Raw genomic sequence first — 25,611 nt, forward strand, 5'->3', positions numbered from 1 at the left:
AAGGAGGAAAACTGGTCACCATTTTAGAGTCAACTTTAAAATGGTCTAGTATCTAAAGTTATGCCTAAAGAACCAGATTTAACCGGAGCAGAGGTTGTCAATATCTGTTCTGACTACATGAATGAAACAGACCTTTTACTCGTAGAAAAAGCACTTGCTTGTGCTTCACTTGCCCATGCAGACCAATATCGTGCATCAGGAGAAGCTTACTTTGTCCACCCTACCCAAGTTGCAGGAATTTTAGCCAAATTAAAACTGGATGCCGTTACCGTTTCCTGTGGTTTTTTGCATGATGTTGTTGAAGATACCAATTTTACCCAAGGTGATTTGCAAGAATTATTTGGCGACGAAATTGCTGAAATTGTTGATGGAGTTACTAAGTTAGGTAAAGTTGAGTATAAGTCACACGAAGAACAATTGGCTGAAAACCACCGTAAGATGCTTATGGCTATGTCCAAAGACATTCGTGTTATTTTGGTCAAATTGGCTGACCGCTTGCACAATATGCGCACGCTTAAACATCTCAGACCAGATAAACAAAAGCGGATTTCACGTGAAACCATGGAAATTTATGCCCCTCTTGCTCATCGCTTGGGGATTGCCAGTATCAAATGGGAATTAGAAGATTTATCATTCCGTTATCTTGAAGAAGCAGAATTTTATCGCATTCGTGGTCTCATGAATGAAAAAAGAACAGCTCGTGAAGCGCTTGTTGCTGAAGTAATTGGTAAATTAAAAGAACGAGTTGAAAAAGCTGGAGTTGATGCAGAAATTTATGGTCGTCCAAAACATATTTATTCTATTTATCGTAAAATGCACGATAAGAAGAAACGTTTTGATGAGATTTATGACCTGATTGCCATTCGTTGTATCACAGAAACAACAAGTGACGTTTACACGACTTTAGGTTATATTCATGACCTTTGGAAACCAATGCCGGGTCGTTTTAAAGATTACATTGCCAATCCAAAAGCCAATGGTTATCAATCTGTCCATACAACCGTTTATGGTCCCAAAGGCCCAATGGAATTCCAAATTAGAACACGAGAAATGCACCAAATCGCTGAGTTTGGGGTTGCCGCTCACTGGGCTTACAAACAAGGGATTAAAGCAAAAGTTGATGTTCATGAAATTTCTGAAACCTTGAATTGGATTCATGAACTTGTGGAATTGCGTGAAGAAGCTGGTGATTCAGCAGAAGATTTTGTCAAAGCCGTTCAAGAAGATATTTTATCAGATAAGATTTATGTCTTCACTCCAAATGGTGAAGTCCAAGAATTACCAAGAGGTTCAGGTCCTATTGACTTTGCTTATGCTATCCATACAAAAGTTGGTGACCATGCGACTGGAGCGAAAGTAAATGGACGAATGAAACCATTATCTGTTCAACTAAAAACAGGTGATCGGGTTGAAATTATTACCAGCTCAAGCTCTTTTGGACCAAGCCGTGACTGGATTAATCTAGTTAAAACTAATAAAGCCAGAAACAAAATCAAACAATTCTTTAAGAGCCAAGATAAAGAATTGTCGGTCAATAAAGGCCGTGAAATGTTACAAGAAGCTTTGGAAGAAGGTGGATTTGTACCAAATCAGTATTTAGATAAGAAACATCTAGATGAAGTCTTCAATAAGATTAGCTACCGTAATGCGGAAGCTTTGTATGCAGCAATTGGATTTGGTGAGCTTTCAGCAACAACAATTGCCAATCGTTTAACTGAAAATGAACGTCGTGAAGTTGAGAGAGCCAAACAAAAAGCCGAAGCTGAAGAGCTGATGAAGGGTGAAGTTAAACGCGAATCAAGTAAAAACATCATGAAGATTCGTCACGATGGTGGAGTCAGTGTTTCTGGTATTGATAGCCTACTTGTTCGTATTGCCAAATGTTGTAATCCTGTTCCAGGGGACCCAATTGTGGGGTATATTACAAAAGGGCGTGGTGTTTCAGTTCATAGAGCTGATTGTCAAAATGTGCGAAGTATGGAAGACTTTGAACAAAGACTTGTTGAAGTTGAATGGGATGATTCAGAAAACTTAGTGAAAGAATATGTCGCTAATATTGATGTCTATGGCTTTAATCGTCCGGGCTTGCTCAACGATGTGATGCAAGTTTTATCAAATTCTACTAAAAATTTGATTTCAATTAATGCTCAACCCACTAAAGATAAAAAAATGGCGAATATTCACATCGCTTTAGGCATTAAAAATCTATCAGATTTGACTTTAATTGTTGATAAAATCAAAATGACCCCAGATGTTTATTCTGTAAAACGGACAAATGCTTAAAAAAAGAGCTTGACTTAGTCAAGCTCTTTTAAATTACTTTCTTTAATAATATAATTGGGACGTTTTTTTGTTTCCAGGAATATTTTAGCGATATATTTACCAATAATTCCAAGAGAGAGAAGTTGTAAGCCGCCTAAAAGTAAAATCAAAACAATCAAAGTTGGGAAACCTTGAACAGGGTCACCGTAAATCAGTGTTTTAAGAAGATAAAAAATGCTGAGTAAAAGTGAGGCTAAAAAACTAAAAAAGCCAACAAATGTCGCAATATTGAGCGGCATTTCCGAAAAATTTATAATCCCATCAATAGAATAACGGAGAAGTTGACTAAAAGACCAAGAAGTTTGACCAGCACTTCGTTCGTGATTTTCGTATTCTAAATAAGTTACATCATAACCGACCCAAGAAAAAAGCCCTTTTGAAAAACGATTATTTTCTCTGAGTGTCAAAATACTATCCACAACTTGACGAGTCATAAGCCGAAAATCTCTGGCTCCGTCTACAATAGGTGTAGTCGATACTTTATTAATAATCTTATAAAAAAGTCGAGAGAAAAATGAAATCAGTGGAGATTCACCAGAACGTGAAATTCTGCGAGCACCAACACTATCATAACCTTCTTGAAGTTTCTGATACATAGAAACAAGTAGTTCAGGTGGATCTTGTAAATCAACATCCATTACTGTAACAAGAGGTTCTGTAGTAGCTTCTAAACCAGCAAGTAAAGCTGCTTCTTTACCAAAATTTCTTGAGAAACTAATGTAGTTAATATTATCAACTTGACTCGCTAATTTTTTTATAAGAGGAAGCGTTTGGTCACTAGAACCGTCGTTTACAAAGTAAAAAATCTTTTTTAGCTCGAGTTTTTCTGTTTTGTCATTTACCTCTTTAATAAAGAGCTCAATCGTTTCTTCTTCGTTATAAACGGGGACAACAATCGCTAATTCTTCCATTTTTTTCCTTTATTGTTTTTTTATCTTATCTTAGTACCTATTTATGATAATACCTAAAGAGTCCTGTGATGTCAAGCTTTCTTTTGATGTTATTAAAATGAATAAATGCCCAAAGAGAGCTGATTAAAATTGGACTTTTTGTGCTATACTGTCAGTAAAGAGATTATCATAGGAGTGAAATATAAAGATTATGAAAATAGTAATTCAACGTGTAAAGTCAGCTTCTGTCAGTATTGATGGAGTCATTAAGGGAAAAATTAATCAAGGCTTTTTATTGTTGGTTGGGGTTGAAGATGCTGACAGTAATTTTGATTTGGATTATGCAGTACTTAAAATCGCGCAAATGCGAATTTTTTCAGATGAAGCTGATAAAATGAATCTCTCTGTTCAAGATATTCAAGGAGAGATTTTGTCAATTTCTCAGTTTACTTTGTATGCGGAGACTAAAAAAGGGAATCGTCCGAGCTTTTCTGCAGCAGGAAAACCTGATTTTGCTAAAGCAATGTATGAAAAATTTAATGATAGCTTAGCTCAGATTGTGCCGGTTAAAGCAGGAGTTTTTGGGGCTGATATGCAAGTTGAGTTGATAAATGATGGCCCTGTCACTATTATTTTAGATACGAAAGAAGCTAGAAAAAATGCCTAAAAGACTGCAAAAAAGTAGCGTAAAAAAACGGGTTCCTGTTCGCTCTGTCAGTAAAATAAAAACTTATCAGTCCTCAGAAAAACCTGACCAAGTTGGTGAAATTTGGCAAAATAATATTATTGGCTCACTTGATAACGGTTATTCAAAAGAGCAGGCTAGAAAACAACAAAGTCAAAACCTGACTGAACGTCAGAAACGAAAAATTGAGGAAATGCAAAGCAATCCGGAGATGATTCAAGCGCGTGAAGAACTTAAAGAAGAGTTTCTCAATACGCATCCACAATATGCCAAGATGACGAGTGAAGAATTGCAAGAATCAATGACTCATCATGCTTTAGAAGATGAGAAGCTTAGAAAACAAAAGCTCCGTCATCACATTGAAGCATTTGCTGACGGAATTATTGCGGTCATCATTACTATTATGCTCCTTGAAATTCCTGTCCCTTCTGGTAATCAAGGTTATTGGGAGTTCATCAGTTCAGTTGGAATCTTCCTAGTAAGTTTTGTTGTTACAGCTAATTTTTGGTTCAATCGTCACAAGATTTTTGCTCTGACAGAGGAAATTACGGAAAAAATCATTGTTCAAGATTTTATCTTTATTGGTTTGCTTTCACTAATTCCGCTGTTGACCAAATGGATTATGGTTGCTCCAACATCATTTAGTGCCCTGAATTTTGGTCTGGTTTTGATTGTGATTTTACTTCAGCAGGAGCTTTTAAGTTATTCAATTACTAAAGATCATTTTCATAAAATGCCTAAATCTTTTAAATTCTGGCGTCGTGTTTGGTTAATCAGGCTATTTTCAACTATTCTAATGAATGTTGTTATCATGATTATTGCCATTATTTTTCCATTTTATGGACATTGGCTCTTTGTTATTGTTCCCATTTTTAACTTTTTGTTCCGCATGGTTAATGACCGCAATCAGGAGGAAGAAGTTTATGCTGCTACACGTTCTATCGGTGTTCCTTATTTGAAAGAAGGTTAATAATGACTGTAAAAAATATTATTTTTGATTTAGGTGGTGTAATTTTAGACTTAGGTTTTGAACGAATGGTCAATTCCTTTGAGAACTTAGGAATAAAAGATTTTTCTGCTTATTTTAATCCGCAAAAGCAAGTCGATTTTTTTGAGAAATTAGAATTAGGTCTTATTTCTCCCGAAATTTTTTATGACAAGTTTAGAGAAGCAACAAATAGCCAACTGACAGATGAAATAATTGAAGAAAATTGGAATTTAATTCTAAAAGATTTCCAAAAAGAACGAATGGATTTACTGACAGAGCTGTCAGCAGATTTTTCACTCTATCTTTTTTCAAATACGAATGCTATTCACGCTAAGTGTTTTGAGCAACGTTGTATCGAAGAAATGGGTCAGCCTCTATCAACTTATTTTAGAAAAACTTATTATTCACATGACTTGCATTTAAGAAAGCCAACAGTTGAAAGTTTTCAAGAGGTTCTTCGTCAGTCAAATTTAAAGGCTGATGAAACTTTATTTATTGATGACAATGCGGATAATATCTTGGGCGCACAAGCAGCAGGTTTGAAAACTTATCATCTAAAGGCGCCAAAAGTACTGACAGAACTCAATTTCCAAGAAATAATTTACTGACAAGTCTGTCAGTAATTTTTTTTTGGAAAAAATATTTTTATACTGCATAAAGTTAGTTCTTGACAATTATCAGACAATTCGGTAAAATACAGTTTATTGAAATTATTTAGTTACAAATTCAGAAAAATGAGGATTTATTATGGGATTTATGAGAAAAGCTGATTTTGAGCTTTATCGAGATGCAGATAAACACTATAATCAGGTGTTAACCACACGTGATTTTCTTGCACTAGGTGTTGGAACAATTATTTCGACTTCTATTTTTACTTTACCAGGTCAGGTCGCTGCTCAATTTGCAGGCCCAGGTGTTGTCTTTTCTTACCTGCTTGCTGCATTGGTCGCTGGTTTTGTTGCCTTGGCTTATGCTGAAATGTCAACAGTGATGCCATTTGCGGGTTCAGCCTATTCTTGGATTTCAGTCTTATTTGGCGAAGGTTTTGGTTGGATTGCTGGTTGGGCTTTGCTTGCGGAATATTTTATTGCCGTTGCCTTTGTTGGTTCAGGCTTCTCAGCAAATCTGCAACAATTGCTAGCGCCACTCGGTTTCCATCTCCCAAAAGTATTGGCCAATCCATTTGGTACAGACGGTGGAGTTGTCGATATTATTTCACTTTTAGTCATTTTACTCTCGGCAATTATTGTCTTTCGTGGGGCATCTGATGCTGGACGAATCAGTCAAATTCTTGTTGTGCTTAAAGTAGCGGCTGTCATTGCTTTCATCATTGTTGGGATTACGGTCATTAAGCCAGCAAATTACCATCCATTTATTCCACCACACAATCCCAAAACAGGTTTTGGTGGCTTCTCGGGAATCTGGTCTGGGGTATCAATGATTTTCTTGGCCTATATCGGTTTTGATTCAATTGCAGCCAATTCAGCGGAAGCTAAAAACCCCCAAAAAACAATGCCACGTGGAATTATTGGGTCGCTTCTAATTGCTGTTGTTCTATTTGCAGCAGTAACCTTGGTACTTGTAGGGATGCATCCTTACTCAGCCTATGCAGGAAATGCAGCGCCAGTTGGTTGGGCTCTTCAACAATCAGGTTATTCTGTTTTATCAGAAGTTGTAACAGCTATTGCACTTGCCGGAATGTTTATCGCCCTTTTGGGAATGGTTCTTGCAGGTTCACGTTTGCTTTATGCTTTTGGACGCGATGGACTTTTACCTAAAGGTTTGGGTAAAATGAATGCTCGAAATCTTCCAGCAAATGGTGTGTGGACCTTAGCCATTGTTGCTATTATCATCGGGGCATTCTTCCCCTTTGCTTTCCTTGCTCAACTTATTTCAGCAGGAACTTTGATTGCTTTCATGTTTGTTACACTTGGAATCTATTCACTTCGTCGTCGTCAAGGAAAAGATTTGCCAGAAGCAACTTACAAAATGCCTTTCTATCCAGTTTTACCAGCTCTTGGTTTTATTGGTTCATTATTTGTATTTTGGGGATTGGATGTGCAAGCAAAACTTTATTCAGGAATTTGGTTCCTTATTGGAATTTTGATTTATTTTGCTTATGGAAATCGTCGAAGCAGAAAATCAGAAGAAAAATAAAAAGATATTATAAAAAATGGTTTCAAAATCTTTTGGAACCATTTTTTTGTCATCATTTTGGAGCGGACAAAAATTGCTAAAATTACTAAAATAAGTTAAAATAGGGAAGTTATCAGCAACTATGATATGAGGAGTAAATTACCCAAAAATGAAAGAATATGAAAAACAACATCGAATCTTTTATGTCTTTTTACGCAATCTTGTCGCTTTTTTACTTTTGATTTTGAATGGAAAAAGTAAATACTACAATGTTGACCGAATTCCTAAAGATGAAAATTATATATTAGTCGCCCCTCACCGAATGGCTTGGGAGCCAGTTTGGTTTGCTTTTGCAACTCGTCCTAAACAATTTATTTTCATGGCGAAAAAAGAATTGTTTAAAGGTTTTGGGGGGTGGTGGATTAAAATGTGTGGTGCCTTTCCAGTTGACCGCGAAAATCCAGGAACTAAGCCTTTAAAACATGCGGTTAAAATGCTTAAAGAATCAGATAAATCAATGATTATGTTTCCATCAGGAAGTCGTCATAGTGCAGAGATGAAAGGTGGGGTTGCGGTCATTGCTAAAATGGCAAAAGTCCGAATTGTACCTGCCGTCTATCAAGGGCCTTTGACGATGAAAGGTGTTTTCAAGCGTCAAAAAGTTTCAATAAATATTGGACATCCAATTGATATTTCAGATATTAAAAAAATGGATGAAGCAGGCATTGCCGAAGTTAACCGTCGAATGGAAGTTGCTTTTGCAGAACTTGATAAAGAATTGAACCCAGATTTTCATTATGAAGCAAAATAAAAAAACTCTAGCAAATTGATTTGCTAGGTTTTTTTTGACTTATTCTGAATCAAAAAGTCCTGCTTCTGTCAGATTGAAATCAGACAGAAAGCTCAAAATAATTGATTTTTCTTGTTCATTATATTTATCGAAAATTTGTCCAAGTCTAATATCCATGATTTTATGCATTTTATCGTGAATGGTCGCTACTTTTCGACCTTTGACTGTCAGGTGATAGAAAATTTTCTTTTTATCACTTTCAGATTGATAAGTAGTTAAAAACTGATATTTGATTAAATTTTGGACAGCACGAGTCACTCCGCCACGAGTGACGGATAATTTTGTGGCTAATTCAATACCGGTTAAATCTTCTTTGGTCAAAGCTGACAAAATGTGAAGGGCAACAACTGACAAAGTCAAAACTTCTTTTTCCAATTTATCATTATCTAATTGAGCTAAAATCCAGCTTCTTTCCTGAGAACGATTGTCAGTTGCATGTCGTAACTCATGCAATTCTTTTGAGATTTGTTGGTTTAGGTCTGCTGAGGTCATCTTATCCATGCTTACATTATACAATAAAAGGGAATTAGAAGGCTTTCCCAAAATTTTCTGCACTGGTAAATGCTTTTTCTTTTAATTCATCCGCACGTTCTGGGTAGCGAGCATATCCTTCTACGAAAAGTTGTTGACGGTTCTCGTCAGTAAGTCCTACCATTTTCATTGTTTGGTCAATATAAGCAGCACCTAAATCGTTAGCCATATGTGTTGGGTCTTGTTCATTATGATAAAATCCTCCGGCTGATTGAATATGAAGCGATTTTTTTCCTTCAAGTAAGCCAATCGGGCCATTTTCAGTATAACGGAAAAGTTTTCTAGGCACAGCAATAACATCAATATATTGTTTCAATTCAGCAGTGACAAAGCCGTTGTACATAGGGTTGACGAAAACATATTTGTCAGCTGATAGAAATTCTTCTAAATATTCTTCGTGTCGATGTAGTAAATTTTTATCATCAGCACTCAGTGTATCAGGAGCATATTTATTACGTTTCCAAGCAGCAAAAGTTTCATTATCAAGAGCTGGGACCTTTTCTGAAAATAAATCACGGATGATTATTTTATCTAAAGGATGAGACTCTTGATAAGATTTTTTGAATTCTTCTACTGTAGCAAGAGACCAGCTAAAGTCGTCAGTATGTGGGTGAGCTAAAATTATAAGTAAAGTTGTCATTTTTTTATTCTTCTTCCTTTTTTGTTGATAAGCAACATTATAAACTTAATTTTGTTGCTTGTCAACATGAAAACGAATTAAATTCGAATTATTTGTGGTATTTCAGTTTGTAAAAGCTATGTAAAAGTGTTACAATTAATGGTAATATCCACTTATTTTTGTGAAAGAGAAATTATGCCGAATATTATTAGAAAACTTGTCGAAAACGACAAAAAAGAGCTCAAAAAACTCAATAGAATGGCGCTTCAAGTTGAAAGTTTCGCTGATGAAATGGAACATTTGACTGATGAGCAATTGAAAGCCAAAACACCCGAATTAAAAGAACGTATTGCAAAAGGAGAAAGTCTTGATGATCTTCTCTATGAAGCATTTGCTGTCTGTCGTGAAGCAGCCCGCCGTGTGCTTGGCTTATACCCTTTCCACGTTCAAATTATGGGTGGGATTGTCTTACATAATGGTGACGTTCCCGAAATGCGTACTGGTGAAGGTAAAACTTTAACTGCGACAATGCCAGTTTATCTTAACGCTTTGTCAGGTAAAGGCGTTCACGTTGTTACTGTCAATGAATATTTGGCAACACGTGATATGACTGAAATGGGTGAACTTTACAGCTGGCTTGGATTGACTGTTGGTTTGAACTTGAATTCAAAATCACCAGAAGAAAAACGTGAAGCTTACAACTGTGACATCACTTATTCAACATCAGCTGAGCTTGGCTTTGATTATCTTCGTGATAACATGGTGACACGTGCCGAAGATATGGTTCAAAAGCCATTGAACTATGCTCTTGTTGATGAAGTTGACTCAATCTTGGTCGATGAAGCCAGAACACCTTTGATTATTTCTGGACAAGCTGAAAGTTCATCAGCACTTTACTATCGTGCTGACCAATTTACTAAGACATTAAAAGGTCAAAACTTGAATGTTGCTACTTCTGAATATGAAGAAGGCGACGATTACAAGATTGATTTACAATCAAAAACAATTTCCTTAACTGAAGAAGGAATTGATAAGGCCGAAAAATTCTTCCAAATCGAAAATCTTTATGATATGGAAAATGTTGCCTTAACTCACTTTGTAGATAATGCTTTACGTGCCAACTTTATCATGCTTCACGACATCGACTATATGGTTGATGAAAACCAAGAAGTTTTGATTATTGACCAATTTACTGGACGTACGATGCCTGGACGTCGCTATTCTGATGGTCTTCACCAAGCAATTGAAGCTAAAGAAGCTGTGCCAATTCAAGATGAATCAAAAACTATGGCTTCAATTACGATTCAAAACTACTTCCGGATGTATAAAAAACTGTCAGGGATGACAGGGACTGCTAAAACCGAAGAAGAAGAATTCCGTGAGATTTATAACATTCAAATCACACCAATTCCAACCAACCGTCCTGTTCAACGTTTAGATCATCCAGATTTACTTTACCCAACTTTGGAAGCTAAATTTAAAGCAGTTATTGATGATATTAAACGTCGTCATGCTGAAGGTCAACCAATATTGATTGGTACTGTTGCTGTCGAAACTTCCGAATTGATTTCTAAGAAATTGGTTGAAGCAAAAATTCCTCACGAAGTTTTGAATGCGAAAAATCACTTCCGTGAAGCACAAATCATCATGAATGCGGGTCAACAAGGAGCAGTAACGATTGCGACCAACATGGCCGGTCGTGGGACTGATATCAAGCTTGGGCCTGGTGTAATTGATCATGCAGACCCTGAATTCCGAGGTCTTGCTGTTATTGGTACTGAGCGTCATGAATCTCGTCGTATTGATAATCAATTACGTGGTCGTTCTGGACGTCAAGGTGACCCAGGGGTTTCACAATTCTATCTTTCTCTTGAAGATGAATTAATGAAACGTTTTGGTTCGGAACGTGTTTCAGCTTTCCTAGATAGAATGCGTATTTCTGGTGAAGATGCTGTCATCAAATCTGGCTTGATTACTCGTCAGATTGAAAGTTCACAAAAACGTGTCGAAGGAAATAACTACGATTCTCGTAAACAAGTCTTGCAATATGATGATGTCATCCGTGAGCAACGTGAAGTTATTTATGCACAACGTCAGGAAGTTATCTTGGCTACAGAAGATATGACTCCTGTTTTGATGGGCATGTTCAAGCGAACAATTGATCGTCAAGTGGATGGTCATGAACTTGCAGGAAGTCTTAAAGATGAAGAAAATGTCAAAAATCTCTTGCAAACATTGCACAATACAATGTTGCCAGAAGATGGCATTGAATTGTCTGAACTGACAGGCTTGTCAGTACAAGCAATGAAAGATTTGATTTTTGATAAAGTCAAAGCTCGTTATGCTTCACAAATGGAAAAATTATCTGACCCAGAACGTCAGTTGGAATTCCAACGTGCAGTTATCTTACGAGTTGTTGATAATAACTGGTCGGAACACATTGATGCGCTTGACCAAATGCGTCAATCAGTAGGACTTCGTGGTTATGCCCAAAATAACCCTATTGTTGAATATCAAGAAGAATCATATAAAATGTACAATAATATGATTGGTGCGATTGAATTTGAAGTGACTCGTTTGATGATGAAAGCTCAAATTCAACCACAAACGGCAATCCGTCAGGAAGCGCCAAGAATGACAACCACAGCTTCACAAGAAAATATTACAAATGTTGATACTGAACATTCTGTTAGTGAAGAAATTTCATTTGAAAATGTTGGTCGTAACGACCTTTGTCCTTGTGGTTCTGGTAAGAAGTTTAAAAATTGTCACGGACGTACACATATTGCCTAAAAGGCCAATTAATTTACTGACAGCTCTGTCAGTAAATTTTTTTATATTAATGGACGCAAATAAGTATAGAATTAAATAAATTTTTGATACAATAGATAAAATAACAAAGCGAAATACGAGGAATTGGAATGAGTTTTAAAGAAATAAGTCCTAAGATAAATATTGATGCGATTAAGATGTTGGGACATCTCAACAGTGAGCAACAAGAAAAAAAATTGCAACGGGATAAAGAACTTGAAGCAATTATAAAAGGTGAAGATGACCGTTTACTCTTGATTATTGGGCCATGTTCGTCAGACAATGAAGAAGCAGTTTTAGAATATGCTCGCCGTTTAGCTAAACTTCAAGAAGCAGTTAAAGATAAAATTTTTATGGTCATGCGTGTCTATACTGCAAAACCTCGTACAAATGGCGATGGCTATAAAGGATTGATTCACGAACCAGATGCTGATGGTCATACCGATTTAATCAATGGAATCAAAATGGTTCGTGACTTACATTACAAGGTCATCACTGAAACTGGTTTAACAACTGCTGATGAAATGCTTTACCCAGAAAATCTTCCAATGGTAGATGATTTGGTCAGCTACCATGCGATTGGTGCACGTTCTGTTGAAAATCAACAACACCGTTTTGTTGCTTCTGGGATTGATGTGCCAACTGGTTTGAAAAATCCAACATCAGGAAATTTGAAAGTGATGTTTAATGGAATTTACGCCGCTCAACAATCACAAGATTTCCTCTTTGGTCGTGCAGAAGTTCAAACATCAGGAAATCCTTTAGCACATGCGATTTTGCGTGGTGGACAAGATGAAAATGGAAAATACCATCCAAACTACTACACTGATAACTTGCTTGATACAATTGAAATTTATGAAAAAATGGGCTTGAAAAATCCTTTTATTGTCATTGATACAAACCATGATAACTCTGGTAAGAAATTTATGGAACAAATCCGTATTGTTCGTCAAACCTTAGTTAATCGTGACTGGGATGATAAAATTCGCCAAAATGTTCGTGGCTTCATGATTGAATCTTACCTAGAAGATGGTCGCCAAGATAAACCAGAAGTATTTGGTAAATCAATTACTGACCCATGTTTAGGTTGGGATAAAACAGAAGCACTTGTTCAAGAAATTTACGAAGCTGAAAACAAAAATAACTAAAAATGAAAGCTGTCAGAACTGACAGCTTTTTTTCAGCTCATTTTCTTCAGGGAAATAATATAAAAAATACTTATTTGATGATAAAAGAAATCAAAGTCTAGCAACCATTCAAAAGCAGCCATGAAAAAAATAATGAAAAATTAACAGCAGATATTGCAAACCCTTTCGTTTTGTGGTACAATTTCAAGAGTGATAGATATTTTAGATATCGTCAATAAAAATGAAAAAACATCTAAGGAGAACCATAAAAATGGCATCTAAAGAATTCCACATCGTTGCAGAAACTGGTATCCATGCACGTCCAGCTACATTGCTTGTGCAAACAGCTTCAAAATTCACATCAGAAATCACTTTGGAATACAAAGGTAAATCAGTAAACCTTAAATCAATCATGGGTGTTATGTCACTCGGTGTTGGTCAAGGCGCTGACGTTACTATTTCAGCTGAAGGTGCAGATGCTGACGATGCAATCTCAACAATCGCTGAAACAATGACTAAAGAAGGACTCGCAGAATAATCATGACAACTATGCTTAAAGGTATCGCCGCATCATCAGGTGTAGCAGTAGCTAAGGCATACTTGCTTGTCCAACCAGATTTGTCTTTTGAAACAAAGACAATTGCTGATACAGCTAATGAAGAAGCTCGCCTTGATGCAGCACTTGCTACATCTCAAAGCGAGCTTCAACTTATTAAGGACAAAGCAGTAACAACCCTTGGTGAAGAAGCAGCATCTGTATTTGACGCTCATATGATGGTCCTCGCTGACCCAGATATGACTGCTCAAATTAAAGCAGTAATCAACGACAAAAAAGTTAACGCTGAATCAGCCCTCAAAGAAGTAACTGATATGTTTATCGGTATCTTTGAAGGAATGACTGATAATGCTTATATGCAAGAACGTGCAGCTGATATTAAAGACGTTACAAAACGTGTTTTGGCTCACCTTCTTGGTGTTAAATTGCCAAGTCCAGCGCTTATCGATGAAGAAGTAATCATCGTAGCAGAAGACTTGACACCATCTGATACAGCTCAATTGGACAAGAAATTCGTTAAAGCCTTTGTTACTAACATTGGTGGACGTACTTCTCACTCTGCAATTATGGCTCGTACTTTGGAAATTCCTGCTGTTCTTGGAACAAATAATATTACTGAACTTGTTTCTGAAGGTCAACTTTTGGCTGTTTCAGGATTGACTGGTGAAGTAATTCTTGATCCATCTACTGAACAACAAAGCGAATTCCACAAAGCTGGTGAAGCTTATGCTGCTCAAAAAGCAGAATGGGCTGCTCTTAAAGACGCTGAAACTGTTACAGCTGACGGACGTCATTATGAGCTTGCTGCTAATATCGGAACACCTAAAGATGTTGAAGGTGTTAACGATAACGGTGCTGAAGCAATTGGTCTTTATCGTACAGAATTCTTGTACATGGATGCACAAGATTTCCCTACAGAAGATGACCAATACGAAGCATATAAAGCTGTACTTGAAGGAATGAACGGTAAACCAGTTGTTGTCCGTACAATGGACATCGGTGGTGACAAAACATTGCCTTACTTTGACCTTCCTAAAGAAATGAACCCATTCCTCGGATGGCGTGCACTTCGTATCAGCCTTTCAACAGCTGGTGACGGAATGTTCCGTACACAATTGCGTGCACTTTTGCGTGCTTCTGTACACGGACAACTTCGTATCATGTTCCCAATGGTTGCTCTCGTAACTGAGTTCCGTGCAGCTAAGAAGATTTATGACGAAGAAAAAGCAAAATTGATTGCTGAAGGTGTTCCAGTTGCAGATGGTATCGAAGTAGGTATCATGATTGAGATTCCAGCAGCAGCAATGCTTGCAGACCAATTTGCTAAGGAAGTTGATTTCTTCTCAATTGGTACAAACGACCTCATCCAATATACAATGGCTGCAGACCGTATGAATGAACAAGTTTCTTACCTTTACCAACCTTACAATCCATCAATCCTTCGTTTGATTAACAATGTAATCAAAGCAGCTCACGCTGAAGGTAAATGGGCTGGTATGTGTGGTGAAATGGCCGGCGACCAAACTGCTGTACCATTGCTTATGGGTATGGGGCTTGACGAATTCTCTATGTCAGCAACATCAGTACTCCAAACTCGTTCACTTATGAAACGTTTGGATTCTAAGAAAATGGAAGAATTGTCTAGCAAAGCTTTGAGCGAATGTGCAACAATGGAAGAAGTTATTGCCCTCGTTGAAGAATACACTAAATAATCTTTTCAATTGATTTGAATAAATGAATCCTGTCAGTTCTGACAGGATTTTTTGTAATCTATTTATCAACAACAAATTTACTGACAGAAAAACTTATCCACGTGGATAAGTTTTTTGTATTATTTTAATGTTAAAACGTACAATAATGATAAGTGGAGAGAAATGGCAAAATTAAATTTTTTGATTACTGGTTAGTTGGAGAAGTAGGTTACAGTCTCATTTTGATATTGATTTTACCTAGCCAAATTAATATTAATTTCTGGCTTATTTCGACGAGTAAGCAAACTAGCGGTTCAGTTTTTAATATTATTACCCTACCAATTTTGATGGCCTTGCCTAATCTAATTCAACGGGTGATGACCTCAAATTCTATTTATTGGACTAAACAAAAATATATTATTCTGATATTGAATTGTATTTTACTTTCAGTGACAACTTTTTGGTTGCTAACATTGCCTTTTGGTCAGTAAAAAAGTTACTGACAAAAAATCTGTCAGTAACTCATACATGCTTAAAATGGTAATCCTTTAGTGAATTTTCCAAGTTTTTGTTCAGTAACTTTTTCGATTTGGCTTAGCGCATCATTAACAGCATCAGTAACCATATCTTGTAAAGTTTCAGGATCTTCAGGATCAATCACATCAGGTTTGATGTCGAGAGATTTCAAAGTGCGGTCACCTGAAAATTCAACAGTTACAAGGTCTTGAGCAGATTTACCAACAAAAGTTGTATTGGCAATTTCTTCTTGTGAAACTTGCATTTGCTTTTGAAGTTTTTGTGCTTGTTTCATCATTGATTGCATATTCATCATGGAAATATTACCTCTTTTAGAAATTTTGTTGAAAGCCTTTCAACACCTCTCTATTTTACCATAAAAAAAGATAATAAAAAAATAGGAAAATAAAGGAGAGGCAAATGAAACGTATGTAAAGTCACTTTTTATTTACTGACAGAAGTAGAAAGGTTTGAGGAGCGTTCTGTCAGTAAAAAATGAGACAATAAAACTCAGCCTTAGCTGAGTTTTATTAGTGCGGTGGGCGGGACTTGAACCCGCACCAAGAAAATTCCCGACAGGATCCTTAATCCTGCGCGTCTGCCAATTCCGCCACCACCGCGAAAACAGTACCTAAATATAATACCATTTTCATTGTTCTATGTCAAGAATTAACTCGTAATTTACTGACAAGATTCATAGTAAATTATGGATTATAAGCTTTCATAAATTTTGAAATTGTTTGGCGGTAAAGTTCAGGATTTGTTTCAAATGATTTGGCGTGAGCAGCCCCTTTGATAACCAATAATTCTTTTGGCGTTCCTTTTTTGACAGCTTTATAATTTTCGTAAACCATCGAAGTAGGGACATAAGTATCATTACTTCCATGAATCAATAGAATAGGAAGTTTATCTTTTGTCAGTGCTTTTGTAGCACTAGCTTCTTGGAAAAACCAACCTTGTCGCAATTTACTTTCAAGAGAAACACTATAAACGAGTGGGAAAGGTGGAATATTATAACTTTCTTTTGCTTGATAAGTAATTTCATCCCAAGCGTTGGTATATCCACAATCTTCAATAATATTTTTTACTGACGAAGGCAAAGATTTTTCGCTGGAAGCCATCATTACTGTAGAAGCTCCCATGGACAGTCCATAAAGACTGATTTGACTCTCAGGATTCTTGTCAGTTAAATAGTTAGCCCAAGCAATGATATCAAATTTGTCATGATAACCAAAAGTGATGAATTTGCCTTCCGACTGACCGGCCCCACGATTATCTGGCATGAGCACATTATAACCTAATTCATGAAAAAGTTGACCATACTGACGCATAGCCGACTTATCTTGGCGAAAACCATGTACCACGATTACTGTATTATTAGTTTTGTGCTCGGCTGGAACATACCATGCATCAAGTTTCAGACCATCATTTTTAATTGACTCAGTACTTTTTGATAATTTATCGAATTTTTGTACTAAAGAATAATTAGGACTGCTACTTTTGACCTGACCAATCTGTTGATTATTTCGAACACAGGCAATTTGATAAAAATATAAAGTTGCTCCTAAATTAATAACTAAAAGAAGAGCAAAAAGGCCAATTATTACACGCCAGATTTGTTTTTTTCTAAATTTTTTCATGAATTTTATTATACATGAAATTCAATATAAAACCAAAATTAAAAGATTCTCTGTTTTAATAATAGATTTAATCATTCAACTCTAAAAAATAAATTTAGCTTTTTTAATAAAAGTGTGATAGAATGAAGAAAATAGAATAAATACTCCACCGGGAGTTAAATCGTACGAACGATTATTTGCATTTCAGTAGGTCTGAGAAGAAATGTAGATGGTCGTTCTTTTTTTAGCTGAGGAGGCAAAAATGACTTGGATTTATTTACTTATAGCAGGAACATTTGAAGTGGCTTGGGCAACAACAATGAAGTTGAGCCACGGCTTTTCAAATTTGAAGTTTACACTACTGACGATCATCGGAATGATTGCTAGCTTTGGTTTTCTTGCGCTAGCTCTAAAAAAATTACCTTTAGGGATTGCTTACCCAATTTGGACGGGGATCGGAGCCGTTGGCTCAATCTTAATCGGACTTATTCTATTCAAAGATAAAGTCCCACCATTAACTTGGCTTTTCATTGCCTGTTTAGTCGTGGGTATTATTGGAATAAAAGTAACAAGCGGTCACTAAAGATGATACAGTCTTTTAATTTTTTAGTATATAGATTTCATGATATAATAAGAGAATTGGTAAAAAATAAAAGAAATAGCAATAGAATAATCTATTTGCTATTTTTAATGAGGAGGAAAAAATGAAAAACAAAAAAAGCATGATGAATTTAGCAATTTCTAATCTCTTTTTAGTATTTTTGGGTGCAGGTTTAGTCATTCCTGTTTTGCCAACCCTTAAAGAACAAATGCACTTTTCAGGAACAACAATGGGAATGATGATTTCTATTTTTGCAATTGCTCAATTGGTTGCTTCACCAGTCGCTGGTGCTTTATCTGATAAAATTGGGCGCAAAAAACTCATTGCCATTGGAATGATTATTTTTTCTTTTTCTGAACTTTTATTTGGTTTAGCACAAGCGAAAACAGGTTTTTATATTTCGCGAGCGCTAGGGGGTGTCGCAGCTGCGATGCTCATGCCTTCAGTTACTGCTTACGTGGCTGATATGACCACAATTGCCGAACGTCCTAAAGCGATGGGACTTGTTTCAGCAGCAATCAGTGGTGGCTTTATTATTGGTCCTGGAGTGGGTGGTTTTATTGCCCATTTTGGAATACGTGTTCCTTTTTATGTTGCAGCAATTTTAGCTTTCCTTGGTTTTATTTTAACAATCACAATTTTAAGAGAACCAGAGCGCACAATTGAAAGTCATCAAGAAATCGAAAAAGTTTCATTTCTTGATATTCTCAAAAATCCATTATTTGGTTCACTCTTTATTATAATTTTGATTTCATCATTTGGTTTACAGGCCTTTGAGTCAATTTATAGTATCATGGCAAGTATTAACTTTGGTTTTAGTATGAGTGAAATTGCTTTGGTAATTACAGTGAGTGGAATTTTAGCTCTCTTTTTCCAACTTTTCTTATTTGATGCAATCGTCAATAAAATTGGTGAACTTGGCTTGATTCAATTAACTTTCTTTGCCAGTGCAATCTTCATTGCTGTTATTGCCTTTACAAAATCAAATTTAGTCGTTGCTCTTTCTACATTTGTTGTTTTTCTGGCCTTTGATTTATTTAGACCAGCTGTAACAACCTATCTTTCAAAGCATGCGGGCAATCGGCAAGGGGCAATTAATGGCTTGAACTCAGCCTTTACGAGTTTTGGAAATATTTTAGGGCCAATGGCCGCGGGTTATATGTTTGACCTTAACCATTTATTTCCATATTATATCTCTGCGATTATTCTACTGGGAACCGGATTTTTATCACTATTCTTAAACAGAAAAAATTTCAGTAAAATCTAAATAAAACTTTCAATTTTATTATATTTATAACTACTACCTTGCAAAAAGTGGTAGTTTTTTTCATAAACAAAAATTTTTTTGAATAAAAAAACCTCCTGATGTAATCTTATACAGTCAGGAGGAAAAGGAGTAAGCGTATTGGTCACTGGATTTTCTATAATTTTTTCAAATAGGGTAGAAAAATCCATTTATAAAAGGAGTCAAGGGGATTTGAACCCCTGCGCCGCTTTACACGGTTCGACGGATTTCGAGTCCGCTGCATTACCACTCTGCCATGGCTCCACTCCTTTATCTAAATTAATTATATCACAGTTGATTCTCTTCTTGAAATAATATGAAATTGCTAGAATGAAAATAAAACGCATATTTATACAAAAATGTTGACAAATGAATAAATATGCTGTACAATTGCATTTATATTAATTTGAAAGAAGAAAAATGATGGGAAACAAAAAAATTGTCTTGGCATATTCAGGTGGATTGGATACAAGTGTTGCTGTAAAATGGTTGACTGATAAAGGATTTGACGTCATTGCTGCCTGCATGGACGTTGGTGAAGGAAAAGACTTGAATTTTATTCATGATAAGGCGCTTCAAGTAGGGGCAGTGGAATCTGTTGTTTTGGATTGCAAGGAAGAATTCGCTAAAATATTTGTTGGAGCTGCACTCAAAGGAAATTTAATGTATGAAAATAAATATCCTTTAGTATCCGCTTTGAGTCGCCCTTTGATTGCTCAAAAATTAGTAGAAGTAGCCAAAGAAAAAGGGGCAACGGCTATTGCTCATGGTTGTACAGGAAAAGGAAATGACCAAGTGCGTTTTGAAGTAGCCATCCATTCTCTTGCGCCTGAGCTTGAAGTCATTGCTCCAGTTCGTGAGTGGCATTGGGCTCGTGAAGAAGAAATCGAATATGCCAATCAAAATGGTGTTCCTATTCCTGCTGATTTAGACAATCCCTACTCAATTGACATGAATTTATGGGGACGTGCGATTGAAGCTGGTGTTCTTGAAAATCCTTGGAATACTTGTCCAGAGGATGCTTTCTTTATGACTAATTCTGTGGAGGACGCTCCAAACGAAGCTGAATATATCGAGGTTGAGTTTAAAGAAGGATTACCAATCGCCTTAAATGGAAAAAGCTTAGAATTGCATGAAATCATTAAAGAAGTGAATATTATTGCAGGAAAACATGGAATTGGTCGGATTGACCATATTGAAAATCGCCTGGTTGGGATTAAATCCCGTGAATTTTATGAATGTCCTGCTGCCATTACTTTATTAAAAGCACATAAGGATTTGGAAGATTTAACTTTCGTTCGAGAACTTGCACATTTTAAACCAGTTCTTGAAAATGAATTAGCAAACTTGATTTACAATGGTTTGTGGTTCAATCCTGCTACTAAGGCTTTGATCGCTTATCTTGATGAAACTCAAAAAGTAGTTAACGGGATTGTAAAAATTAAATTATATAAAGGTTTAGCAACACCAGTGGGACGTAAATCAACTAATTCGCTTTACAGCGAAAAATTAGCAACATATACTGCTGCAGATGAGTTTGACCAAGCAGCGGCAGTTGGATTTATTAAATTGTGGGGTCTACCTACTCAAGTCAATGCTCAAGTAAATCTCAAATAATAGCTATAGGAAAATTTGGAAAGTAAGAGAATGGTAGAAAAACTTTGGGGAGGACGTTTTGAGGCGTCACTAGATAAACAAACGGAAGAATTTGGAGCATCAATTAAATTTGAGCAACGACTTGCTCCTTTTGATTTAAAAGGCTCATTAGCTCATGTAAAGATGTTGGGTGAAACAGGAATTATTACTACCGAGGAATCCCAAAAAATTGCCGAAGGTCTGAAAAAAGTAGAAGAAAAGCTTCTTAATGGCCAAATTGAATTCAAGATGGAAAATGAAGATATCCATATGAATATGGAATCTTATCTTCATCAAGAAATTGGTCCACTAGCTGGTAAATTGCATACGGCTCGCTCTAGAAATGATCAAGTGGCAACAGATATGCATCTATACCTCAAAAGTATCTTAGAGGCCGTTTTAGAAGCTTTAAAAGGGTTAAGAAAAACAATTGTAAAGCTCGCTGTAAACCAAATTGACACTATTATGCCTGGTTATACTCATTTACAACATGCACAACCGATTTCCTTTGGTCAATATCTAATGGCTTATTATCAAATGCTGACACGTGATTTTGAACGTTTTGAATTTAATGTTAAGCATACAGATATGAATCCTTTAGGAGCGGCAGCTCTAGCTGGGACAACGTTTCCGATTGATAGAATGTTGACGACAAAATTACTTGGTTTTGAGAAGGCTTATGATAATTCAATGGATGCGGTCAGTGACCGTGACTTTATTTTAGAATTTCTCTCAAATGCAAGTTTGTTAATGATGCACTTATCAAGATTTTGTGAGGAACTTTTACTATGGTCTAGTCATGAATTCAAATTTGTCAGTCTGTCTGATGCATATTCTACGGGTTCTTCTATTATGCCACAGAAGAAGAATCCAGATATGGCAGAATTAATCAGAGGAAAAACAGGCCGCGTTTATGGAAATCTTACAGCTTTATTGACTGTGATGAAAGGTTTACCTTTAGCTTATAACAAAGATTTGCAAGAAGATAAAGAAGGAATGTTTGATAGTGCTGATACTATAATAACTTCTTTAACAGTTATGAATGGGATGTTGTCAACTTTAACTGTAAACCGTGTAAACATGGAAAAATCAACTGAACAAGATTTTTCTAATGCGACAGAGTTGGCCGATTACCTTGCAGCAAAGGGCCTTCCTTTTAGAAAAGCTCATGAATTAGTTGGTCTCTTAGTATTAGATTGTATAAAAAAAGGAATTTACCTCCAAGATGTAAATTTACAAGATTATCAAATGCTATCTCCATTAATCAATGAAGATGTTTATGAAGTTTTAAAATCAAGAACGGCAGTTTCAAGAAGAAATTCTCTAGGTGGTACAGGATTTGAATCAGTTAAAAAACAAATAGAAGAAGCAAAAAAAGAACTTCAAATTTGAAGTTCTTTTTTTATAATTAGTTTTTTACAGCAAGTGATTTAGTATGTGTAAAGTAGTTTATTAAATTAAAGACAACCAGAATTGCTGAACTCACAAAGACATAACGATAGTCAATAAATCCAGCAATAGCTGAACCAAGTAAGGGACCTGCAAAAGCACCAATTGATTGAGCAGATTGATTATAAGAGAAAATTCGACCAGTAATAGCTTGAGGAGATTCTTTTGCTAAGATGGCTTGAACTGAAGGGAGAATTGCCGCATCAGAGACTCCGACAAGTAGTCTCATAACAATTAAAAACCAAACATTAGTTGTCATTGCTGTGATTGAGAAGACGATTAGTGAAAAGAAAAGTCCAAAACCAAGGATTTTTCTTTGACCAACTTTATCACCTAGACGACCTAAGAATGGAGCAGCCACTAATGTAACGATTCCTGGGGCAGCAGCGACAATTCCGGCCATGAAAGTAATGTTTCCTTGACCATGCATAAGTTCTTGGACATAGAGTGAAAGAACTGGATTAATCGATTGATTGGTCATTTGAGTAATGAGGGTTGCAAAAAACATGCCCCAAATAATGGCTGGGTGGGTAACAACTTCCCAAACTTGTTTATAGGAAAGCATGTTTTTCTTCTCAACGGGCTTAAATGTTTCTTTGACAAAAAATAAAGCAAGGAAAAAGACGAGAAACATAATGATTCCTGTGACGCTAAAAACGCGACGATAACCAGTTATATTAACAAGTATTCCGCCAATGATTGGACCGATAAGAGTTCCAGCAACAGATCCTGTTGTAAGGAGCGATAAGACGGCCCCTGATTTTTCCTTTGGTGCAGAACTGGCCATTAAGGCCATTGAATTAGAGACAAAACCAGAAAAGGCCCCAAGTAGCATGCGTAAAATAAGCAATTGCCAAGCAGCTGTAACAAAAGCCATTAATGAAATTGAAATTGCCATCCCAAGAGAAGCGCGTAAGAGCATCAATTTCCGACCTTTCTGGTCAGCTAATCTTCCCCAAAGGGGAGAAACGATTGCTAAAACAATAAAGGTGGATGAGAAGACCAAGCCTGACCAGATGTTTAATTCCGTTTTTGAGTAATGGCCAAGTGTACTGATGTAAAGTGATATAAAAGGGGCGATAAGACTTGAACCTATCCCCGTCATAAATGTCCCAAACCAAAGGACAATTAAATTTCGTTGCCATGATTCTTTCATGAATGAATGTCCTTATTTCTTGATATATTCATAATAATATTATAAAACTATTGTTCATAGTTTGTCAATGACGAATCATTGCTTGAAAAAGATTGAGAATAGTTTTATACTGATAGTAAGATAGTTTGAATCGACTATAAAAGTTCAAACTTCGAGTAAACTTTCGGCATCGAAAGTATTGAAAGGAATCCAATTATGGCAAGGATTGCATTGACTCGTGATAAAATCGTTCAAGCTACTATTGAACTAGCTGGTAAAATTGGTCTCTCTAATGTTAGTTTTCCGCGCTTAGCTGAGTATTTTGGAATTAAAGCTCCGTCACTTTATAATCATTTTAAAAATATGGAAGAAGTACGTGTGGCAACGGCAGTCTACCTCCAAAAAGAATTAAACTATGAACTAACTCATGCAATGGTGGGACTAACTCCTTTGGCAGCACTTAGGGCTTATGCTGAGAGTTATAAAAGATTCGCTGAAAAATATGAAGCAGTTTATGAACTGATTAATGTAATACACCAAACAAATAATGGGGAACTTGAATATTTGGCAAAAGAAAATATTCGTTTGGTTCGTCGAAGCTTGGAAAATTTTCATTTGTCAGAAGAAGAAAATTTTCATATCAGTCGGATGTTTCGCTCAACGCTTCATGGATTTATCACTTTAACACAATTAGGATATTTCCGTCAGTCTGGATCAATTTCTAAAGAAGAATCCTTTACTTACATGGTCGATCATCTGCTTAGTCGTCTAGATAATCCAGAAAATATTTAAAAATACCATGTTAAATACATGGTATTTTTAAATGCTAAATGTAACTGATAATCCCTTCGTTCTATATAGAACGTTTTCAAGTGATATAGTGACTTTTTAGCAAGTTTATGATAAAATTAATACGATAATTTCTAAAATGGGAGAGAGTGGCTTGGCTATAAAAAAAACATATCGCGTTAAACGCTCAAAGGATTTTGACCAAATTTTTTCAGCGAAACATAGCTTTGCCAATAAAAAATTTGTGGTCTATAAATTAAACACAAATCAACCTCATTTTCGTGTAGGTCTATCAGTAAGCAAAAAGCTTGGTCATGCGGTTTTACGTAATCGAATTAAACGTCTTTTACGCCATGCCATTGCTGAATTTAAGCCTTATTTGACGGATGAAGATTTTGTAATTATTGCACGTTCGGGTGTTGAAACACTCAGTTTTGAGGAAGTAAAGAAAAATCTAAAACACGTTTTGAAGTTGTCAAAAATCTATGTGGATGGAGAAAACGATTGAAAAAGAAATTTAGTTTGATCGCAATGGCAGGGGCGGCTCTTTTGTTGCTTACAGCTTGTGGAACAACAGCTGTGACAAGTAGTTCAACCAACCTTTGGGACCAAATTGTATATGGCTTTGCACAGGTTATTCGTTTCTTGTCATTTGGTGGTTTGACCGGAGTTGGTATTATTTTATTCACGATTGTTATTCGGGCAGCATTGCTTCCCTTGATGAATATCCAAATCAAATCTAGCCAACGTATGCAAGAAATTCAGCCAGAAATCAAAAAAATTCAGGCTAAATACCCAAGCAAAGATATGGAATCTCGTCGTTTGATGAACGAGGAAATTCAAAAACTTTATGCAGAAAATAAAGTCAACCCTTACATGGGTTGTTTACCACTAGTTGTTCAAATGCCAGTGCTATGGGCACTTTATCAAGCCTTGTCTCGTGTGGACTTTTTGAAACACGGAACTTTCCTATGGTTTGAAATTGGTGCTAAAGACCCTACTTTTATTTTGCCTATATTGGCTGCGGTCTTTACTTTCTTGAGTTCATACTTGATGATGAAATCTGCTCCAGAAAGAAATGCAATGACAACTTCAATGACTTATATCATGCCTATTTTCATCTTGATTATGGGGGTTAACTTTGCTGCTGGGATTGCACTCTACTGGGTAATCTCTAATGCTTTCCAAGTATTCCAAACAATGTTGTTGGCAAATCCATACAAAATTATTGCGGCGCGTGAAGCTAAGGTACAGGTCGAAAAAGACAAAATTAAAGCTCGCGAAAAAGCATTGAAGAAAGCAAGAAAAAAATAAAAAATACCATTGGCAGTTTTTATTTTAATTTGGAAGTTGTGCTAGAAATTGTCAATAGGCTT

General features: G+C 36.1%; 24 protein-coding genes and 2 tRNA genes. 18 read left to right on the forward strand and 8 right to left on the reverse strand.

Translation table 11 applies throughout. The features are described from left to right. Positions 1–60: 60 nt before the first annotated feature. Entirely contained in the window at positions 61–2,283 is a 2,223-nt protein-coding gene (locus tag IAE51_RS08760) for a bifunctional (p)ppGpp synthetase/guanosine-3',5'-bis(diphosphate) 3'-pyrophosphohydrolase (protein ID WP_200095200.1), read from the forward strand. Positions 2,284–2,297: 14 nt separating this feature from the next. On the opposite strand, the gene IAE51_RS08765 is transcribed toward IAE51_RS08760, so the two are convergent. Then, positions 2,298–3,233, reverse strand: a complete 936-nt coding sequence (locus tag IAE51_RS08765; protein ID WP_058202926.1) for a glycosyltransferase family 2 protein — start codon at positions 3,231–3,233, stop codon at positions 2,298–2,300. 190 nt (positions 3,234–3,423) lie between these two features. On the opposite strand from IAE51_RS08765, the gene dtd reads away from it, so the two are divergent. From dtd to IAE51_RS08790, 5 genes are all read left to right on the forward strand, one after another. After that, positions 3,424–3,879, forward strand: a complete 456-nt coding sequence (gene dtd, locus IAE51_RS08770) for a D-aminoacyl-tRNA deacylase (RefSeq protein ID WP_200095201.1) — start codon at positions 3,424–3,426, stop codon at positions 3,877–3,879. Then, entirely contained in the window at positions 3,872–4,867 is a 996-nt protein-coding gene (locus IAE51_RS08775; protein WP_021723310.1) for a TMEM175 family protein, read from the forward strand. The genes dtd and IAE51_RS08775 overlap by 8 nt, the downstream gene beginning before the upstream one ends. Before the next feature lie 2 nt (positions 4,868–4,869). Further along, the gene (locus tag IAE51_RS08780) at positions 4,870–5,493 is read left to right on the forward strand and encodes an HAD family phosphatase (RefSeq protein ID WP_025016997.1); all 624 of its coding nucleotides are present in this window, start codon (positions 4,870–4,872) and stop codon (positions 5,491–5,493) included. Positions 5,494–5,632: 139 nt separating this feature from the next. Further along, positions 5,633–7,042 carry an APC family permease gene (locus IAE51_RS08785; RefSeq protein WP_047206169.1) on the forward strand — a complete coding sequence of 470 codons (1,410 nt, stop codon included), beginning with the start codon at positions 5,633–5,635 and terminating at the stop codon, positions 7,040–7,042. 148 nt (positions 7,043–7,190) lie between these two features. Further along, positions 7,191–7,832, forward strand: a complete 642-nt coding sequence (locus IAE51_RS08790; RefSeq protein ID WP_003132283.1) for a 1-acyl-sn-glycerol-3-phosphate acyltransferase — start codon at positions 7,191–7,193, stop codon at positions 7,830–7,832. A 39-nt stretch (positions 7,833–7,871) separates the two neighbouring features. On the opposite strand, the gene IAE51_RS08795 is transcribed toward IAE51_RS08790, so the two are convergent. Next, positions 7,872–8,363: a MarR family transcriptional regulator gene (locus IAE51_RS08795; protein ID WP_010905125.1), complete on the reverse strand. Its 492-nt coding sequence runs from the start codon at positions 8,361–8,363 to the stop codon at positions 7,872–7,874. 34 nt (positions 8,364–8,397) lie between these two features. Further along, a complete protein-coding gene (locus IAE51_RS08800; protein WP_023349128.1) occupies positions 8,398–9,042 on the reverse strand; it encodes an NAD(P)H-dependent oxidoreductase in 645 nt (214 codons plus the stop codon). Between the two features lie 174 nt (positions 9,043–9,216). Here IAE51_RS08800 and secA point away from each other — a divergent pair, with 174 nt between their 5' ends. The 5 genes from secA (at position 9,217) to IAE51_RS08825 (ending at position 15,697) form a co-directional block, all read left to right on the forward strand. Further along, positions 9,217–11,814 carry a preprotein translocase subunit SecA gene (gene secA / locus IAE51_RS08805; RefSeq protein WP_021211046.1) on the forward strand — a complete coding sequence of 866 codons (2,598 nt, stop codon included), beginning with the start codon at positions 9,217–9,219 and terminating at the stop codon, positions 11,812–11,814. A gap of 128 nt (positions 11,815–11,942) precedes the next feature. After that, a complete protein-coding gene (locus IAE51_RS08810; RefSeq protein ID WP_003132289.1) occupies positions 11,943–12,980 on the forward strand; it encodes a 3-deoxy-7-phosphoheptulonate synthase in 1,038 nt (345 codons plus the stop codon). Positions 12,981–13,230: 250 nt separating this feature from the next. Next, a complete protein-coding gene (locus tag IAE51_RS08815) occupies positions 13,231–13,497 on the forward strand; it encodes a phosphocarrier protein HPr (protein ID WP_003132292.1) in 267 nt (88 codons plus the stop codon). Between the two features lie 2 nt (positions 13,498–13,499). Next, positions 13,500–15,227, forward strand: a complete 1,728-nt coding sequence (gene ptsP, locus IAE51_RS08820) for a phosphoenolpyruvate--protein phosphotransferase (protein WP_010905129.1) — start codon at positions 13,500–13,502, stop codon at positions 15,225–15,227. A gap of 152 nt (positions 15,228–15,379) precedes the next feature. Then, positions 15,380–15,697, forward strand: coding sequence for a hypothetical protein (locus IAE51_RS08825; RefSeq protein ID WP_200095202.1), 318 nt, complete (start codon positions 15,380–15,382; stop codon positions 15,695–15,697). A 41-nt stretch (positions 15,698–15,738) separates the two neighbouring features. Here IAE51_RS08825 and IAE51_RS08830 read toward each other — a convergent pair whose 3' ends face one another. From IAE51_RS08830 to IAE51_RS08840, 3 genes are all read right to left on the reverse strand, one after another. After that, positions 15,739–16,038 (reverse strand): YbaB/EbfC family nucleoid-associated protein, encoded by a 300-nt coding sequence (locus IAE51_RS08830; RefSeq protein ID WP_010905131.1) that lies wholly within the window; start codon positions 16,036–16,038, stop codon positions 15,739–15,741. A 218-nt stretch (positions 16,039–16,256) separates the two neighbouring features. Further along, a tRNA-Leu gene (locus IAE51_RS08835) sits at positions 16,257–16,342 on the reverse strand. Positions 16,343–16,426: 84 nt separating this feature from the next. Beyond that, a complete protein-coding gene (locus IAE51_RS08840) occupies positions 16,427–17,362 on the reverse strand; it encodes an alpha/beta hydrolase (protein ID WP_012896958.1) in 936 nt (311 codons plus the stop codon). A 241-nt stretch (positions 17,363–17,603) separates the two neighbouring features. Between IAE51_RS08840 and IAE51_RS08845 the strand changes: the two genes are divergently transcribed. Beyond that, the gene (locus tag IAE51_RS08845) at positions 17,604–17,924 is read left to right on the forward strand and encodes a SugE family quaternary ammonium compound efflux SMR transporter (protein ID WP_021723289.1); all 321 of its coding nucleotides are present in this window, start codon (positions 17,604–17,606) and stop codon (positions 17,922–17,924) included. 121 nt (positions 17,925–18,045) lie between these two features. After that, positions 18,046–19,209, forward strand: a complete 1,164-nt coding sequence (locus IAE51_RS08850) for an MFS transporter (RefSeq protein ID WP_014570341.1) — start codon at positions 18,046–18,048, stop codon at positions 19,207–19,209. Between the two features lie 195 nt (positions 19,210–19,404). On the opposite strand, the gene IAE51_RS08855 is transcribed toward IAE51_RS08850, so the two are convergent. Then, a tRNA-Ser gene (locus IAE51_RS08855) sits at positions 19,405–19,491 on the reverse strand. A gap of 159 nt (positions 19,492–19,650) precedes the next feature. Here IAE51_RS08855 and IAE51_RS08860 point away from each other — a divergent pair. Both IAE51_RS08860 and argH read left to right on the forward strand, forming a co-directional pair. Then, positions 19,651–20,844 carry an argininosuccinate synthase gene (locus IAE51_RS08860; protein ID WP_026138845.1) on the forward strand — a complete coding sequence of 398 codons (1,194 nt, stop codon included), beginning with the start codon at positions 19,651–19,653 and terminating at the stop codon, positions 20,842–20,844. A 30-nt stretch (positions 20,845–20,874) separates the two neighbouring features. After that, the gene (argH, locus tag IAE51_RS08865; protein ID WP_200095203.1) at positions 20,875–22,254 is read left to right on the forward strand and encodes an argininosuccinate lyase; all 1,380 of its coding nucleotides are present in this window, start codon (positions 20,875–20,877) and stop codon (positions 22,252–22,254) included. 16 nt (positions 22,255–22,270) lie between these two features. Here the strand turns inward: argH and IAE51_RS08870 are convergent, their stop codons facing one another. Continuing rightward, entirely contained in the window at positions 22,271–23,467 is a 1,197-nt protein-coding gene (locus IAE51_RS08870) for a multidrug efflux MFS transporter (RefSeq protein WP_200095204.1), read from the reverse strand. 195 nt (positions 23,468–23,662) lie between these two features. On the opposite strand from IAE51_RS08870, the gene IAE51_RS08875 reads away from it, so the two are divergent. The 3 genes from IAE51_RS08875 to IAE51_RS08885 all read left to right on the forward strand — a co-directional run bounded on the left by IAE51_RS08875 (position 23,663) and on the right by IAE51_RS08885 (position 25,549). Continuing rightward, entirely contained in the window at positions 23,663–24,238 is a 576-nt protein-coding gene (locus IAE51_RS08875; RefSeq protein ID WP_003131814.1) for a TetR/AcrR family transcriptional regulator, read from the forward strand. A 136-nt stretch (positions 24,239–24,374) separates the two neighbouring features. Next, on the forward strand, positions 24,375–24,743 hold the full coding sequence (gene rnpA, locus IAE51_RS08880) for a ribonuclease P protein component (RefSeq protein WP_003131815.1): 369 nt from the start codon (positions 24,375–24,377) through the stop codon (positions 24,741–24,743). Beyond that, positions 24,740–25,549 (forward strand): YidC/Oxa1 family membrane protein insertase, encoded by an 810-nt coding sequence (locus IAE51_RS08885; RefSeq protein WP_010905140.1) that lies wholly within the window; start codon positions 24,740–24,742, stop codon positions 25,547–25,549. The genes rnpA and IAE51_RS08885 overlap by 4 nt, the downstream gene beginning before the upstream one ends. The last annotated feature ends 62 nt before the right edge of the window (positions 25,550–25,611 follow it).

It is taken from the genome of Lactococcus sp. S64 (genome assembly GCF_016516525.1).
Lineage (GTDB): Bacteria > Bacillota > Bacilli > Lactobacillales > Streptococcaceae > Lactococcus > Lactococcus lactis.

Excerpts from the sequence above, each read along its gene's own strand:
- IAE51_RS08760 (WP_200095200.1), top strand. The coding sequence starts at position 61 with ATGCCTAAAGAACCAGATTTAACCGGAGCAGAGGTTGTCAATATCTGT.
- IAE51_RS08765 (WP_058202926.1), bottom strand. The coding sequence starts at position 3,233 with ATGGAAGAATTAGCGATTGTTGTCCCCGTTTATAACGAAGAAGAAACG.
- dtd (WP_200095201.1), top strand. The coding sequence starts at position 3,424 with ATGAAAATAGTAATTCAACGTGTAAAGTCAGCTTCTGTCAGTATTGAT.
- IAE51_RS08775 (WP_021723310.1), top strand. The coding sequence starts at position 3,872 with ATGCCTAAAAGACTGCAAAAAAGTAGCGTAAAAAAACGGGTTCCTGTT.
- IAE51_RS08780 (WP_025016997.1), top strand. The coding sequence starts at position 4,870 with ATGACTGTAAAAAATATTATTTTTGATTTAGGTGGTGTAATTTTAGAC.
- IAE51_RS08785 (WP_047206169.1), top strand. The coding sequence starts at position 5,633 with ATGGGATTTATGAGAAAAGCTGATTTTGAGCTTTATCGAGATGCAGAT.
- IAE51_RS08790 (WP_003132283.1), top strand. The coding sequence starts at position 7,191 with ATGAAAGAATATGAAAAACAACATCGAATCTTTTATGTCTTTTTACGC.
- IAE51_RS08795 (WP_010905125.1), bottom strand. The coding sequence starts at position 8,363 with ATGACCTCAGCAGACCTAAACCAACAAATCTCAAAAGAATTGCATGAG.
- IAE51_RS08800 (WP_023349128.1), bottom strand. The coding sequence starts at position 9,042 with ATGACAACTTTACTTATAATTTTAGCTCACCCACATACTGACGACTTT.
- secA (WP_021211046.1), top strand. The coding sequence starts at position 9,217 with ATGCCGAATATTATTAGAAAACTTGTCGAAAACGACAAAAAAGAGCTC.
- IAE51_RS08810 (WP_003132289.1), top strand. The coding sequence starts at position 11,943 with ATGAGTTTTAAAGAAATAAGTCCTAAGATAAATATTGATGCGATTAAG.
- IAE51_RS08815 (WP_003132292.1), top strand. The coding sequence starts at position 13,231 with ATGGCATCTAAAGAATTCCACATCGTTGCAGAAACTGGTATCCATGCA.
- ptsP (WP_010905129.1), top strand. The coding sequence starts at position 13,500 with ATGACAACTATGCTTAAAGGTATCGCCGCATCATCAGGTGTAGCAGTA.
- IAE51_RS08830 (WP_010905131.1), bottom strand. The coding sequence starts at position 16,038 with ATGATGAATATGCAATCAATGATGAAACAAGCACAAAAACTTCAAAAG.
- IAE51_RS08840 (WP_012896958.1), bottom strand. The coding sequence starts at position 17,362 with ATGAAAAAATTTAGAAAAAAACAAATCTGGCGTGTAATAATTGGCCTT.
- IAE51_RS08845 (WP_021723289.1), top strand. The coding sequence starts at position 17,604 with ATGACTTGGATTTATTTACTTATAGCAGGAACATTTGAAGTGGCTTGG.
- IAE51_RS08850 (WP_014570341.1), top strand. The coding sequence starts at position 18,046 with ATGAAAAACAAAAAAAGCATGATGAATTTAGCAATTTCTAATCTCTTT.
- IAE51_RS08860 (WP_026138845.1), top strand. The coding sequence starts at position 19,651 with ATGGGAAACAAAAAAATTGTCTTGGCATATTCAGGTGGATTGGATACA.
- argH (WP_200095203.1), top strand. The coding sequence starts at position 20,875 with ATGGTAGAAAAACTTTGGGGAGGACGTTTTGAGGCGTCACTAGATAAA.
- IAE51_RS08870 (WP_200095204.1), bottom strand. The coding sequence starts at position 23,467 with ATGAAAGAATCATGGCAACGAAATTTAATTGTCCTTTGGTTTGGGACA.
- IAE51_RS08875 (WP_003131814.1), top strand. The coding sequence starts at position 23,663 with ATGGCAAGGATTGCATTGACTCGTGATAAAATCGTTCAAGCTACTATT.
- rnpA (WP_003131815.1), top strand. The coding sequence starts at position 24,375 with ATGGGAGAGAGTGGCTTGGCTATAAAAAAAACATATCGCGTTAAACGC.